Genomic DNA, 14,619 nt, shown 5'->3' on the forward strand with positions numbered 1-14,619 from the left:
AAATGCGAGGTATAATATGAAAGATATTCCAGTTGAAATTCAGTTAAATCAAGTTACATTCCAGTTAAAAGAACATCATAATTTTGATTGGCTATTGAAATTAGGAACCGTATTTGCAGTTTTTGACCAGCAAGATTCAGGTAATATAAGTTTTGGTGTTGAAAAAAATGGCCATAAAAAATTCATTAAATACGCAGGGGCACAAACAATTGCATACGAAGGAACAATAAACGACGCTATTGAACGTTTAAAAAATTCAGTTTTCCTATACGAGGAATTAAAACACAACTCGCTTATAAAACTAATTGAACACTTTCCAGTTCAATCTGGATATGTATTAATTTTCGATTGGTTTGATGGTGAATGTCTTCATTCGCACTGGAGTTTTCCGCCTCCTGAAAAATATAAAAATCCAAACTCTCCATTTTATAAATTTAAGCATTTACCTGTTAGAAAACGAGTTCAATCCTTAAATTCCATTTTTTCTTTCCATACATATGTCGAAAAGAAAAAATATATAGCGATAGATTTTTATGATGGTAGTATTATGTATAATTTTAATACAAATGAAACGAAAATTTGTGATATTGATTTATATTCTAAAAAACCATACGTAAATAAAATGGGAAGATTATGGGGTTCCTCACGTTTTATGTCTCCTGAAGAATTTGAGCTAAACGCTATAATTGATTCGAGAACAAATGTATTTAATATGGGGGCAATGGCTTTCGCGATTTTAGGTGGTGGAAAAGATCGCTCCTTTACAAAATGGGAAGCAAGTAGGGATTTATATGAAATAGCGTATCGCGCTGTAAATGAAAACCGAACCGAACGATATGCATCAGTTGAAGAATTTTATGAAGAGTGGGTAAACGTGTCGAATACTAAAAAGATATAAATCTATATTATTCAAACAAATATATAGTTTATACTATTATCATGATAATATATATGAAAAGGAAATTAAAAATAACGAGGCAAATATTATGAACTTTGTGTATATCAATCAACACGTGTTAAATAACCTTCTATACATTTTAAGTAGCATATTTATTTTTTATTTTATATATGATAGCGGGCGCAATTTGAAGAAATATAAAAAACTACTTATTATACTTTGTACGAGTATCCCTCTTATTTTATGTATGCGCTATCCTATCTATATGGATGAAAATTGTATTCATGATTTAAGACAAATACCGGTTATAGTAGGTACGCTTTATGGTGGCTTCCCTGTCGGTATAACATTGTTTGCTATTTTATTAATTACAAGATTTTCATTTTATGGATTTAGTATGTTAACAATACTAGTTTATGGCATAATGTTTATCATTACAGCATTCGCATCCGCAAAATTTAATACGTATAATAGAAAAATTAAAGTAGCTTATGCAATGTTTTTAACATTTTTCTTAGCAATATTTACAACTGTAATTGTATTAACTTTATCAGATTTTGAAGTGAATAATTTGTACATCATTTATTTCATAATATTACCAACCATTTTAATGTTGTTTGTAGTTTATTTTAATGAAGTTTTAAAAGATGCAGTAGGCATGCGATCGAAGTTAATTAAAATGGAAAAAATGGAGATTGTTAGCCAACTCGCTGCTAGTATATCGCACGAAGTAAGAAATCCCTTAACTGTTGTAAAAGGATTTACACAACTTTTAAAAACACCAAATTTAACTCCAGAATCAAGAGACGAGTATATTAAGCATATACTAGAAGAATTACATCACGCCCAAGGAATTATTGATGATTATTTAACGTTTGCCAAACCTGCTTCAGAAAAATTAGATGAGATTTCAGTAGAACAAGAATTAAATCGAGTTATTAATATGATCTTACCTTTATGTAATATGAATACAATACATATTACAAAAGATTTCTCTACGGCAACAATAGTTGGTAATAAACAGCACTTTCAGCAATGTTTTTTAAACTTATTAAAAAATGGTATTGAAGCAATGCCTAATGGCGGTACTTTAAATATCTCCTCTTCTATTAGTAATAATAAAGTTATCATACGAATTGAAGATAGCGGAATTGGTATGTCACAAGAGCAAATAAATCGATTTGGCGAACCGTATTTTAGTACAAAAACGAAAGGTACAGGTTTAGGTACAATGGTTGCTGTTAAGATCATTGAAACGATGCAAGGTAATTTAAAAATCCGAAGCGTTATGAATAAAGGTACTACTTTGACAATTACATTTCCGAAATGTAATACAAACGCATCTAACAATAAATAAAAAAGGAGCAATTATGCTCCTTTTTTATTTGTTTCGATACATAAGTATCTTCTATGTTTTTTGTTTTACATTTGTGGAGACTAATTAAAAATTAATACCCTCCGCCCCAGCAGCTGCATCCAACGATAATTAATAAAATAAATAACACAACTAATAAAGCGAAACCTCCACCAAAACCACAAGAACCACCGTAACTCATATTTTCTCCTCCTTTTGGTTTGAAAACTAATAGGTAGTTGATCATTTTAACTGGTTCGTATTATACATTATGTAAATATCCCTTTTTTGAGCATGTCTATATAAAAATAAGTAAAAGCACTCATTTGAGAGTGCTTTAAAATGGATACCAAAAATTTTGAAATACATGTAACTTTACATATACTGCAGCAATTAAAATAAAAACACCTACAAATAAAGCAATGAAATCTCCGCTTTTCGCTTTATTTGTATAGAACCACGTACGTGTATCCTTCTTTCCAAATCCTCTTAAATCCATTGCGTTTGAAACTGTATCGATTCTCTCTAAAGAATGAATAATTAAAGGCCAGAAAATTAAGACACGGTTTTGCATGCGAATCCATAAACTTGCTTCTCCTTTTTCAAAAGCTACTCCTCTCGCCTCTTGGGCATGTTTAATAACTTTATATTCGGACTGTATATCAGGTATATAACGTAATGCGATATTTATCGCATAAGTAATTTTATAATGAATTCGAAATTTACTTAAGCTACTCACAAATTTGCTTGGATCAGTCGTATAAATAAAAATAAGTGTAAATGGTAATAACGTAAAATACTTTAACGAAAGTGTAGCTGCATAAAATAATGTTTCGTATGTAATTGTTGCATATCCAATATACATAAATGAAGTATACGATCCAGTTAATTCAGATCCATGGGTTGGTGTAATAAATAAGATCATGACAGAATTTAATAAACTAAATGTAAATATAACAGTAAAAACAATAAAAATTTTACGAAATGGAATTTTAGCAACTACAAGTCCGATACACCCAATGAAAAATAAAAATAACAATACGCGAAAATCAAAAAATAAAAAAGTAAGTGTCATACAAAAAATAAATAATAACAATTTCACTGCTCCGTCCATGCGATGAAAATATGTATTATACACCTTCCTCCCTCCTAATATCATCAAAATAAAGTTTCATAAATCTTTCAGGATCTGCAATGCCACTAAATTTAACGAGTTTAAATAAAGAACTCTCCTTTAAGTTCGCTCTTTTTAACGTTTCTGGATGTCCTAATACAATAGATGCAGGATTATTCGCAATAATTTTCCCTTCATGTAGAACTATTGCTCTGTCTGCATATTCTATTGCGAGATTCATATCGTGTGTGATAAAAATAAAGGATATTCCCTTTGCAGCTAGTTTTCTAATAAACGTCATAAATTGTTTATAATGATAATAATCTTGTCCCGCTGTCGGTTCATCTAATATGATAAGTTTTGGATTTGTTGTTAGTACAGATGCAATCGTTAATCTCTTTTTTTGCCCATAACTTAATGCCTGAATTGGCCAATTTCGAAATGGATACAAGCCACAAATTTTTAATGTTTCCTCTGCTCTAAGGTTAATTTCTTCCTTCGAAAATTTTTTTAATTTTAATGGAAATGAAATCTCTTCCATTACAGTAGCTTGTGTAATCATATGATTTGGATTTTGCATCACATAAGATATAACCTCACCGCGTTTACGAATAGACCAAGAATTGATATTTACTCCATCAATTAAAATCCTATCATTTTTTGTTTTATTTATCCCTATAAGACTATGAGCTAATGTTGATTTTCCAGCTCCATTATGGCCTAGAAGTGCTACTATTTCCCCTTTATATAGAGAGAAATTTATATTGTCTAATACTTTTTGTTTATTAGGATATGAGAATGACAAATCCTCTACTTTCAATAATTCTTTTTTTGTAGGAGTATCTTTACAAAAAGTTTGCTTCTCCATCCACTCATTTATTACTCCACTAACATTTTCCCTTTGAAGATTTTCAAGTGGGTATATTACGTCATTATTACTATCAAATTGCAATCTCTTTAATCCTTCTATGTACATAGGTTCTCTTAATCCGATTGAGGGTAATATATTTGACGCTAAAATCTCATCTGGTGTCCCTATCGCAACAATTTCCCCTCCATCAATTAATATGATCTTATCTAAATCCAGGTTTAACATTTCTTCTATTCGATGTTCAATAATTACAATTGTTTTATTATATTGCTTATGTATATTTTTAATAAGTTCAATTGTATGTAAGCTGCTAGCTGGATCTAAATTCGCTAACGGTTCATCGAACAATAATATATGAGCATTTGTTGTTAACAGACCTGCTAAAGAAACAGTTTGTTTTTGTCCTCCTGATAATTCATGTGGACTTTGTTTATGAAAAGTATGCATCTTTACCTTTTTTAATGATTCCGAAACAATCTTTTTCATATCATTTTCATTTACGCATTCATTTTCTAAATAAAAAGCTACATCTTCCTCTACTGTAAGACCAATAAATTGTGCATCTTGATCTTGCAAAATTGTTCCAACCTGTTTACTCTGTTCAAAAATACTTCCTTTCCTCGGGTCTTTTCCGTCAATTAAAATAGTACCAGTACTAGTCCCTTCATAAGAAAATGGGATTAGCCCATTCATACAATGAGCTAATGTTGATTTCCCTGAACCACTTCGCCCAGCAATTAGCACTTTTTCCCCGGGATATATATGAAATGTAACGTTTTTAACAGTAGGCTGCGCTGCATGCTTATATTGAAAGTTGAATTGTTCAAAAGAAATAATTGGTTGCATTTTAATATCCCTACTTTTCAATTTTTAAATGTGTATGTTTCTTATTCGATTTAGCTAGGCCTATTGTAATTGGCAATCCAAGAACTAAAAATACAATAACGTCAGCAATTGTTGCACCTAACACTTGTATAACAATTTTGTCAAACGGTTCTCCCATTACAATAATATCGAATGCCCCAGCAAATATAATAGCAATGACAATTCCAATTAAGCCAGTAATGGCTAAATAAGAAATATCTCCCTTATTATATGTCCCGTTTTTCACACTAAAGCCAATTCTTTTTTGAATGAACCCCATTGCAAAGCCAATAATGCCTGAACTAATAACCCATCCCCACCAAATACCCCAGCCAGCGATTGTGTCTGTTACGGTATGACCGATAAGTCCTATTAACAGTCCTGCCACTGGGCCAAATAACGCTCCAAAAATGGTTAAAATAGCTAACGCAGGTTTAATAAATGTATTTGGTGCAATAGAAAATCCCCAAAGTCCTAATATCCCGTATAATGCGGATCCAATTCCGATTGCCACTACTAATTTTGTTGATAATTTGTTCATTACAATTCTCCTCTCTTAATAGTCAACTTTTATTACTCTATATTTATTTTGAAAATGAATTATGCATCGACACTCCCTTTCTATACAACAAAAAATGACCTCTTACATAAGAGGTCATTTTCTTTCACGTTCAAGAATCCTCTTATCTTCCAAAAAACACATCGTGTTCTCTGCGGAATTAGCACCTTCCTATAAATATATATATAGGGGTTGCTGAGGTTTCATAGGGCCGTTCCCTCCACCTCTCTGGATAAGTATTAATTTGTAATTCGTATTATGGCATTAAACAATATAAATTTCAATACTTTTCTAATTATTTTTATTTTTTGTTTAATAGTACATTTAAATCATTGTATTCTTATCGGAATTATGAAATAATGAATTCAAAATAGTTACGGGAGGAATATACGATGAAAGTAATTGGTTTAATTGGTGGACTAAGTTGGGAATCTACATCATTATACTATAAACATATTAATACACTTACACTCTCTCAATACGATCAAAATGCAAAGCTTGTTTTATATAGCATGGACTTTGGTGAAGTAACGACTTTATTACAAAATCATCAATATGAAGAAGTGAAAAATGAATTAGTTACTGTTGCAAAGAAGGTTGAAAAATCCGGAGCTGAATGTTTATTAATGTGTTCCAATACGGTCCATTTATTTGCTGAAGAAGTAGAAAGTGCAATATCCATTCCACTTCTTCACATAGGTGATGTAAGTGCTAAAGAAATGGTAGAACAGAATATAAAGCGTATCGGATTATTGGGTACGAAACAAACGATGGAACAAGACTTCTATAAATCACGTCTAGCAAACTATAACATTGAGACAATCATCCCAAATGAAGAGGAAAGAAATTTTATTCATCATGTTATTTTAAATGAATTAAGTAAAGGAATTATTTCAGAAACATCCAAAGAAAAGCTATTACAAATTACAAAATCATTAATTCAAAATGGCGCAGAAGGTATACTACTAGGTTGCACCGAAATACCGTTGCTCATTTCCCAAAACGACCTTACTGTTCCTGTTTTTGATACTGCTTTTTTACATGCAAATACTGCTGTGCAGTTTGCGGGATAATCATATAAAAAGCATAAAGGTTGAGCCTCTATGCTTTTATATGATTTACACTATTTATTTAATAGAGATTTAATAACTGAGATTACTTCTTTTGCACCACCACATTCTAAAAAACTATCATTCAGTTTTCGTATACCATGCCTATACTTTTCATTTGAAAGAACGTCTGTTACCGCTTCTTTTAAAGTTTGTACATTAACATGCTCTTTCAATAACCTATGTGCGGCTTCAAGCTCAGTTAATCTTTGTGCTATCATAGGTTGATCTTTATCATGTGGAATGATGACAAATGGGACATTAAAATAAATAGCGTCGTGTACACTGTTCATGCCGCCATGTGTAATAAAAACATCTGCTTCATTTAATATTTCTGATTGAGGTACGTATGAAGTAATTATAAAATTGTCTGGCGCTTTCTTAATTTTAGAACGATCATTTCTATCACCAATTGCCATTACAACTATCCCTTTAAAATCTGAGAAAGTATCAATACAAGTATTAAAGAATGGTTCAAGTCCTTCAAGCAGTGTCCCCATTGAAATATAAATAACTATCTTACCTTTAAGCAATTCAAGTGGAAACTCTACATTTGTTTTACGCTTTGAAATACTTGGTCCAATAAAAATGTTATTTTCTCCAAACAAATCGCTATTAGGTTGGAAGTAACGACTTGTGTACACAAGAGTAATATCTCCCTTGTTATGCATAAATTGAAGATTGTTTTTAGGCTTTACTCCAAATTCATGTTCCATTCGATATAGTAACTGTTCAGAAATTTCATCAGGTTGGAATGGTATTTCTGCATTAGGATGAAAAGGTAAAGTCTCCAAAAATTCAGTAGGAATTAAAAATATAGGAGAAGAAACTATGCCTGGAATTTGTAAATACTCCTTTACTAACTCTCCAGCACCAAATATATCATAAATTACGAAATCAAAATTAATGCTTTCACATAATTGTTTCGTAATTTCTAATATATATAAAGAAGTTTGAACATGTACATGAAAAAAAGAGTTCAATCCATATGAAGTTTCAGTATCAATAGAAATATCCTTTAATAAATCTGGATGGGTATATACAGTAGCTCCCAAATCTTCAATTCTGCCTTTAAAGTGTTCTGTTGTAATATAGTGTACGTGATCCCCCCGTTCAGTAAAGGCTTTGACTAAACTTAATGTCGGGTTTACATGTCCCTCTGCTGGAAAATTAATCATTAAAATATTTAGCACTTCTTTCTCACTCCTTACATTTCAACGCTCTTAATAATCATACTGTAATGATTACCGTCAATCTTCCCCTAATAGTCCTAATATACTTGCTACTTTAGATTGATAAATAATTGTCAGTTATTTAATTAAAAAAGGCATCTACTTATGTAGATGCCTAACCGTGATAAGGAGTGTTCTGTGAGGTTAGAATAAGCTTTTCAGCTTGTCCTATGCTATCAATATATGATTTATTTTATAAAACGTGAACAATTGATAGAATGATTTTACCTTTCTATCACCCATTTTGAATCTATCCCTAAATTAAATGACTCTAGTTTCTATATTATTTCATATATTTTAACCTTCTTGAGAGCTATCTATTTGTGAATTTTCTCCAGTCAATCTCTTATTTTTCAATTCAAAATAAGCATCTAAAACTTCTTTTCCAATATCAGAGTTAATACCAGATTTATCATTCATAACCCACGGCACAACTACAGAGAATGCTACTTCTGGATTATCATATGGCGCATACCCTGCTAACGTTAAGTTATAACATTCTCTTCTCTCGCCCTTTTCATTTCTTCCAATATCGCTTTCTCCACCGTAAACTGTCTGTGCTGTTCCTGTTTTACCTGCTGGTTTATAAGATGCTTTTTGGAACGCCCTTACTCCTGTTCCATCACCCTCTTGGAATACCTTTCTAAATCCTTCTTTTACTTGATTTATATATTCCTCTTTCATATCAATTTTATTTAAAACAATTGGTTCTACTGCATGCACCACTTTACCAATCTCATCTTTTTGCGACGTTTGCTCTCTTATTTCTTGAACAATTTGTGGCTTCATTCGATATCCGCCGTTTGCAATTGTTGAAATATACTGTACAAGCTGAAGTGGTGTATACGTGTCATACTGGCCAATTGAGTAATCTAATAAGAAACCAGGTTGATTATCTTTTTTACCTATTTGTCCAGCTGTTTCATTCGGTAAATCGATACCCGTTGGAACACCTAATCCGAATTGTCTGAAATAGTACCTCATTTTATCAAAGTATTCCTGTTTAATATTTAATGAACTATTTTTCACATAATCCACACCTGCAATTTTTAATGCTGTATGAAACATATAAACGTTTGAAGAGACTTGTAATGCTCTTAAATCATCAATGTTTCCAAACTCTTTCCAAGACTTCTTCTCCCTAGTACCTTTAAACTTCATAGGTGCATCATAAAAATAAGTACCTGGTGTTATAGCTTTCGTTTCAAATCCAGTTAAAACTGTCGCACCTTTAACTGTTGATCCCAGCTCATATGAACTAGTCATTGTGCCTAATGCATAGTCTTCAACTTCTGTTTTCCCGTCTTTTTCTACAAGTCTTTTCCCAGCCATTGATAATACTTGTCCGTTTTTCGGATTCATCATTACAACGAAAGCACGGTCCAACATGGATTCTGATCCTTTATATGCTTTTAATATTTTTTCTATACTTTCTTCTACTTTTTTCTGTAATTCCATATCTATCGTTAAAGTTAAGTTCTTACCGCTCTTTCCCTCCGAAATTGTTTCCGTTCTAATTGTAGTACCTTGTTTATCTGCAACGCTTCTTACTTCTTTTTTTGTACCATGAAGTACATCTTCATATTGCTGCTCGATATAACTTTTTCCAACCCTATCATTTCGGCTATAATCACGTACCAAGTAATAATCTAATCGTTCACTTGGTAATCCTTCATCGGAATTAGAAACATTTCCAAGAACAGATCGGAATAATCCATCATTCACATACACTCTCTCCCAATCAACCGACACGTCTACACCTGGGAGATTCGCCAAACTTTCACTAATTATAGTAAATTCCTTTTCACTAACGTCTTTTTTAATAATTTGAGGAACCATTTGATAACCAGAAGTCATCTTACTTTTAATAGCTAACACTTTTATATCTTTATCAGTTAAATCTTGAAGATTTTTATCTGTAACTCGTTTTCTTTTTAACTCTTCAATTTTTTTATCTAAATTTTTCCCGGTAATATCTTTATCTCTGAACTTATTTATTTCTTTTTTAGATACTAATTTTTCGGTTAGTGTCGGATTTAATTGCATCCAAAAATCTTTCTTATCCGTCTCAGTTAGTTTATCTATATCCTCTTGTGGTATTTCAATTATGTCTGCAAGTTGTCTTGCTGTTTTTAATATTTCTTCTGATTTTACACCTTTCATCTTTGTATATGTAATTGTACGTAAAGATTTATTATCAACTACTGGATTCCCTTCTCGATCAAATATTTTTCCACGCGGGACAGAAAGGCTTACGGTTGCATTTTCTCTCTTCTCTACTTCATTTTTATACGTCTCACCATCGATAATTTGTACTTTACCTAATTGTATGATCATGGCAGAAAATAATATAAATACACAAAAAAATAGAATGTTTAAACGCATTGTTACTGCTCTACCACTTTTTTTCTCTTGTTTTTTCACCTTGTCATAATCTCCTCCTTACTGTATTTCTATTAATAATTGAATCTATATATTAAAAGTAATGCACGTTTTCTATACATTACTTTGCACAAATACTAATATATTGATAAAAACTTAATAGAAATTAAAGCAAATCTAAAGAAAAGGTAAAGTTTTCTAAATTAAATACAAAAATACCCAATAACAAAAAGTTTAACTTTTCGTTATTGGGTATTTAATAATTTAAGAGTTAATAATTGAACGTATTGATTCTAATCTATCATCATAATTTGATAAAGGCTTTTTACTCTGAATTTTTGGCAAGTAAATCGTTACTGTTGTCCCGACACCAACCTCACTCATAATACTTATATTCCCTTGATGACTTTCAATAATTTTATAACTTAACATCAATCCAATACCGGTACCTTTTTCTTTCGTACTATAAAAAGGTTCGCCTAATCTTTTAATTCGTTCTTCAGGTATTCCTATTCCTTTATCAATTACACTAATAATGATACCATCTTTGCCTATTTCTTTTATGTGAATTGAAATTCTCCCACCATCTGGCATAGCTTCGATTGAATTTTGCAAAATGTTAATAAATACTTGTTTCAGTTGATTTTCTGAGCATTCAATGATTATATCTTTAGAATCTGTATATAATTCAACTTGAATATTTGTCATAATTGCTTTTGTATTTATTAACGAAACGACATTTTTAAATATTTGATAAAGATTTTTCTTTTCCGTGCTTAGTTCATCTGTTTTAGCAATCGACAAAAATTCTTGAAGAATCGCTTCTATTCTTTCAATTTCAGAAAGCATTAGATCAAAATATTTTTCTTGATCTTCTTTATTAATTTGAAATAGCTGTATAAAGCCTTTAATGACTGTTAATGGATTCCTAACTTCATGAGCAACACCAGCTGCTAATTGACCAATTGCTGCAAGTGTATCTGATTTATTTAGCAATTCTTCTGTCTTTTTCCGCTCTGTAATATCACGTACAATAATCATAATTTTATTATGCAATAACGGTAAACATCTAGCTTCGAAGAAATCGATACTTTCATTAATTGTAAGTGGATATTCCACAATTACATTTGTCCCTTTTTCTTTCACTTGACAAATTGCTTCTTGAAATTTTTTTGCTACTGTAGATGGTAATACTTCGTAAAACTTTTTTCCCATAAAAGCTTCTGCGGGTACGTAAAATTTTGTAGGGGATCCTGCTTTATAATCAATAATTGTTCCATCATCTTCCGTTAAGAAACATAAATCTGGTAAAGCCTGAAAAATTAATTCTAATTCAGACGTTTGTTGTTTTAATTTCTCTTCTATTGCTTTTAAATGTGTAATATCCACACCAACAGCCCAATAACTAAATCCACTTACAGGAAACTGTTCTGATATATTGGACCACATTATCGTTTTAATTTCACCATTTTTACAAGTTAAACGCATTTCCCAGTCTCTAAAGTTCTTTCCACGAGTCAAAAATTTCTTTTGTATCTCGTGACGATAATCATGATCCGGATACAGTAATCGAAGTGCGTTTGGATTTCCAATTACCTCTTCCGCAGTATAGCCTGTCACAATTTCACATTCGCGATTCCACAAAACAAAATCTCCATTATAATCAAGTGCATCAACCATAACAGGCATGTTTTGTAAGATTGTATGTAGTTCCTCCTCTTTTCGAGTAAGTAACGTTGTATTTTTATTTTGAAATCCTTTCATTACTCCATCTATAATTAAATTTGAAAGCATTTCAAAGTATTTTTGGCAATTGAAAATTTCGCTTTTCTGAGACCATACAACAAAAGATCCTAAATATTGATTGTATAAAAAAATGGGGATTTCAATTTTGGGAAGTTTACATATTTTCTTTTCATTTATTCCAAATGAAAATATACATTCTTTTTCAGCATCAAGAAGTTGATGTGATATGTTGGTTAATTGATAAAATTGTTCTGCCATGGTTTCTATTGTACTCACATCAATAAGTTCCATTAGCCGCGCATTCATTCCTTTTTCACCTCAATATGTAAAATTCATACAAATTTTAAATTCATACTTCTCCATTATACGAAGAATGTGCCTGTAGGTATATAGCTGAAGAATAATTATTCGAACAAATTTTATTTTTCAATTAAAAATAAAAAATATATCCGTGCAAAATTGAAACTCTAATTAGTAAGTTTTTTCATCTCCGATTAATTATTTGCTGTGCCAATCATGATTTTTTATGTTGCACAAACTCTCCTTAGCTCCTTACATTTGTTAAGTTTTGTCATGAATTCATACGCATTAGTTGTATTATAAAAACGGATTAAATGTAAAGTTCATAAAATTTTCACAATTACTATGAAAAATATAAACATTTATTCCAATATATTCTATATAATAAAATGTAATAAGGCTTCTATGAATCTCATAGAATACCTTACCCCTAATAAAAAGAAAAAAAGAATCTATTTAGATTCTTTTTTTCTTTTTATATTACATTACATATTTATATAAAGCATGTGCAACACCATGTTCTTCATTAGTCAAAGTTTCATATTGACACATCGCTTTTATTTCTTCGACTGCGTTCCCCATTGCAATTGATAGGTTTGCTTTTTCCATCATGGATACATCGTTTAGCCCATCACCTATCGCTACAGTATTTTCAACTGGAATATTTAAATGTTCCGCTAAAGTATATAGTCCATTTCCTTTTTGAGCGTCTCGATGATTAATCTCTAAATTATGCCAATATGAAGATGTAATTGCTAAATCCGTATTATGCAGAAACGTTTCTTTTAACTTTTTTAATTTTTCCATGTCATAAGAAAATGGTAAAAGCTTATGCACATGTATATCTGTTTCTACAATTGGTTTACAACTTTCTGCACTAAGAAATGCTGTATGTTCAAGGTATAATGCTGCAATCGTTTCTAATTCTTTCATGTCGAAATTTTCTTTTGAATTCTTCACATATTCTATTTCATTACGTACACTCTCTACTCCATAATCTGGTACGTACACACCTTTGTCAGTATAAAGCTGATAATATAAACCATTCTCTTCAAGATAGTTCACAATCTCAAGTGCTTGCATATTTTGAATTGGATATCGTTTCATCATTTTTTTATCTTTATATATAAGCGCACCATTTTCAGCGATAATTGGACACTCTAAATTCACTTCTAGCAACAATCGTTCAATGTCAACTATAGAACGTCCTGTACAAATTGCTACAACATGGCCCGCTTCCTGGCATTTTCGAATCGCTTCTGCATTCTCTTTACTAATCATTTTATTCCCCGAAAGAAGGGTTCCATCTAAATCAATTGCGATTAATTTCATTATTTCTTCACCACTTTCTATATATACACGAATTTATATTAAACGAAAGGTATCGTTTTCATACTGATTTCGTGAAGTACTCCTTATTTATAATTTATGAAAAGCGTTTCAGGTCAAGAAATAATTAAAAATAAAATCAGAAGCTTTTCTTTTTAAAGAAAAGCTTCTGATTTTAAACTATGAACTATAACTAATATATTTCGTCTCACACATGTACACATTCTTTTCTTCAGTCGGGACATATATTTTAAACTTTTCTAAACGTTTTCCGTAAACATGAATAGTGACAACGCTTTCATTTTCTGCTATTTCAAGAATATGACAATCAGCTGGTGGAATGACTTTATCTGTTTCTCCTTCTCCCAAATAAAGATTTCCTGTATGAGTTAAATAAACAAGTGAATTTTCAAGCTGCTTCGTTTGTATAAAGTTCTGCACCATTATTCTTCCTGTAAATACGCCTTCTACTCCCCATGTGCCATCATGATCATGTAAAGGAGTCGATTGTCCATCTTTCCATACAAGAGCTAATACTTCAAAGCGATTTAAAGGATCTTCATATAGCAAGTGTCGTGCATATTGAGCTGAATTCGCCTTCTGTTTTTCTAACGGAAGCCATGTTTTCTTTTCTAAAAGTTTTTCTAATAATTTTTCAATCCTACAAACAATTTGATCTTCTAATAAATTGCTATTTACTAAATCCGTTACAGCTTTAATAAATGTTTGGAACGTCTTACTTCCATTACATGTTAACATAAGCATCCTCCTCTACTCTTATTCACACACTTCCATACTAAATAACCCACTAAAATTTTACAATTGAGAAATAAAAAACAAGGTACAGTAGTACCTTGCTGA

Annotated in this window: 12 protein-coding genes and 1 riboswitch; of the genes, 3 read left to right on the forward strand and 9 right to left on the reverse strand. The window is 31.1% G+C overall.

Annotated features, from left to right (window positions below; all coding sequences use genetic code 11):
- The first annotated feature begins 16 nt into the window (after window positions 1-16).
- Together QCI73_RS14405 and QCI73_RS14410 are read left to right on the forward strand one after the other, a co-directional pair.
- Window positions 17-898, forward strand: a complete 882-nt coding sequence (locus QCI73_RS14405; RefSeq protein WP_353823212.1) for a protein kinase family protein — start codon at window positions 17-19, stop codon at window positions 896-898.
- A gap of 88 nt (window positions 899-986) precedes the next feature.
- Window positions 987-2,255, forward strand: a complete 1,269-nt coding sequence (locus QCI73_RS14410; protein ID WP_327924138.1) for a LytS/YhcK type 5TM receptor domain-containing protein — start codon at window positions 987-989, stop codon at window positions 2,253-2,255.
- 91 nt (window positions 2,256-2,346) lie between these two features.
- Here the strand turns inward: QCI73_RS14410 and QCI73_RS14415 are convergent, their stop codons facing one another.
- The 4 genes from QCI73_RS14415 to QCI73_RS14430 form a co-directional block, all read right to left on the reverse strand.
- On the reverse strand, window positions 2,347-2,454 hold the full coding sequence (locus QCI73_RS14415) for a YjcZ family sporulation protein (RefSeq protein ID WP_000120182.1): 108 nt from the start codon (window positions 2,452-2,454) through the stop codon (window positions 2,347-2,349).
- Window positions 2,455-2,589: 135 nt separating this feature from the next.
- A complete protein-coding gene (locus tag QCI73_RS14420; protein WP_327924139.1) occupies window positions 2,590-3,390 on the reverse strand; it encodes an energy-coupling factor transporter transmembrane component T family protein in 801 nt (266 codons plus the stop codon).
- Window positions 3,383-5,083: an ABC transporter ATP-binding protein gene (locus QCI73_RS14425; protein WP_353823213.1), complete on the reverse strand. Its 1,701-nt coding sequence runs from the start codon at window positions 5,081-5,083 to the stop codon at window positions 3,383-3,385. Before QCI73_RS14425 ends, QCI73_RS14420 begins: the two co-directional genes overlap by 8 nt.
- Before the next feature lie 10 nt (window positions 5,084-5,093).
- The gene (locus QCI73_RS14430; protein ID WP_353823214.1) at window positions 5,094-5,642 is read right to left on the reverse strand and encodes an ECF-type riboflavin transporter substrate-binding protein; all 549 of its coding nucleotides are present in this window, start codon (window positions 5,640-5,642) and stop codon (window positions 5,094-5,096) included.
- A gap of 139 nt (window positions 5,643-5,781) precedes the next feature.
- A riboswitch (SAM riboswitch) is annotated at window positions 5,782-5,899 on the reverse strand.
- A gap of 153 nt (window positions 5,900-6,052) precedes the next feature.
- Between QCI73_RS14430 and QCI73_RS14435 the strand changes: the two genes are divergently transcribed.
- A complete protein-coding gene (locus tag QCI73_RS14435; protein ID WP_000864406.1) occupies window positions 6,053-6,733 on the forward strand; it encodes an aspartate/glutamate racemase family protein in 681 nt (226 codons plus the stop codon).
- Between the two features lie 50 nt (window positions 6,734-6,783).
- Here the strand turns inward: QCI73_RS14435 and QCI73_RS14440 are convergent, their stop codons facing one another.
- From QCI73_RS14440 to QCI73_RS14460, 5 genes are all read right to left on the reverse strand, one after another.
- The gene (locus QCI73_RS14440; protein WP_353823215.1) at window positions 6,784-7,962 is read right to left on the reverse strand and encodes a macrolide family glycosyltransferase; all 1,179 of its coding nucleotides are present in this window, start codon (window positions 7,960-7,962) and stop codon (window positions 6,784-6,786) included.
- A 336-nt stretch (window positions 7,963-8,298) separates the two neighbouring features.
- Window positions 8,299-10,425 carry a peptidoglycan D,D-transpeptidase FtsI family protein gene (locus QCI73_RS14445; protein ID WP_327924143.1) on the reverse strand — a complete coding sequence of 709 codons (2,127 nt, stop codon included), beginning with the start codon at window positions 10,423-10,425 and terminating at the stop codon, window positions 8,299-8,301.
- A 222-nt stretch (window positions 10,426-10,647) separates the two neighbouring features.
- Entirely contained in the window at window positions 10,648-12,435 is a 1,788-nt protein-coding gene (locus tag QCI73_RS14450; protein WP_327924144.1) for an ATP-binding protein, read from the reverse strand.
- 474 nt (window positions 12,436-12,909) lie between these two features.
- Window positions 12,910-13,761, reverse strand: a complete 852-nt coding sequence (locus tag QCI73_RS14455; protein ID WP_327924146.1) for a Cof-type HAD-IIB family hydrolase — start codon at window positions 13,759-13,761, stop codon at window positions 12,910-12,912.
- Window positions 13,762-13,938: 177 nt separating this feature from the next.
- A complete protein-coding gene (locus tag QCI73_RS14460; RefSeq protein WP_074610336.1) occupies window positions 13,939-14,517 on the reverse strand; it encodes a cysteine dioxygenase family protein in 579 nt (192 codons plus the stop codon).
- Window positions 14,518-14,619 lie beyond the last annotated feature (102 nt).

This window comes from Bacillus cereus group sp. MG16 (assembly GCF_040459875.1).
Taxonomy (GTDB): domain Bacteria; phylum Bacillota; class Bacilli; order Bacillales; family Bacillaceae_G; genus Bacillus_A; species Bacillus_A paranthracis.

Bases quoted from the DNA above. Each gene is read 5' to 3' on its own strand.
- QCI73_RS14460 (WP_074610336.1), bottom strand. From the start codon at position 14,517: ATGTTAACATGTAATGGAAGTAAGACGTTCCAAACATTTATTAAAGCT.
- QCI73_RS14430 (WP_353823214.1), bottom strand. From the start codon at position 5,642: ATGAACAAATTATCAACAAAATTAGTAGTGGCAATCGGAATTGGATCC.
- QCI73_RS14425 (WP_353823213.1), bottom strand. From the start codon at position 5,083: ATGCAACCAATTATTTCTTTTGAACAATTCAACTTTCAATATAAGCAT.
- QCI73_RS14455 (WP_327924146.1), bottom strand. From the start codon at position 13,761: ATGAAATTAATCGCAATTGATTTAGATGGAACCCTTCTTTCGGGGAAT.
- QCI73_RS14415 (WP_000120182.1), bottom strand. From the start codon at position 2,454: ATGAGTTACGGTGGTTCTTGTGGTTTTGGTGGAGGTTTCGCTTTATTA.
- QCI73_RS14450 (WP_327924144.1), bottom strand. From the start codon at position 12,435: ATGAATGCGCGGCTAATGGAACTTATTGATGTGAGTACAATAGAAACC.
- QCI73_RS14405 (WP_353823212.1), top strand. From the start codon at position 17: ATGAAAGATATTCCAGTTGAAATTCAGTTAAATCAAGTTACATTCCAG.
- QCI73_RS14410 (WP_327924138.1), top strand. From the start codon at position 987: ATGAACTTTGTGTATATCAATCAACACGTGTTAAATAACCTTCTATAC.
- QCI73_RS14435 (WP_000864406.1), top strand. From the start codon at position 6,053: ATGAAAGTAATTGGTTTAATTGGTGGACTAAGTTGGGAATCTACATCA.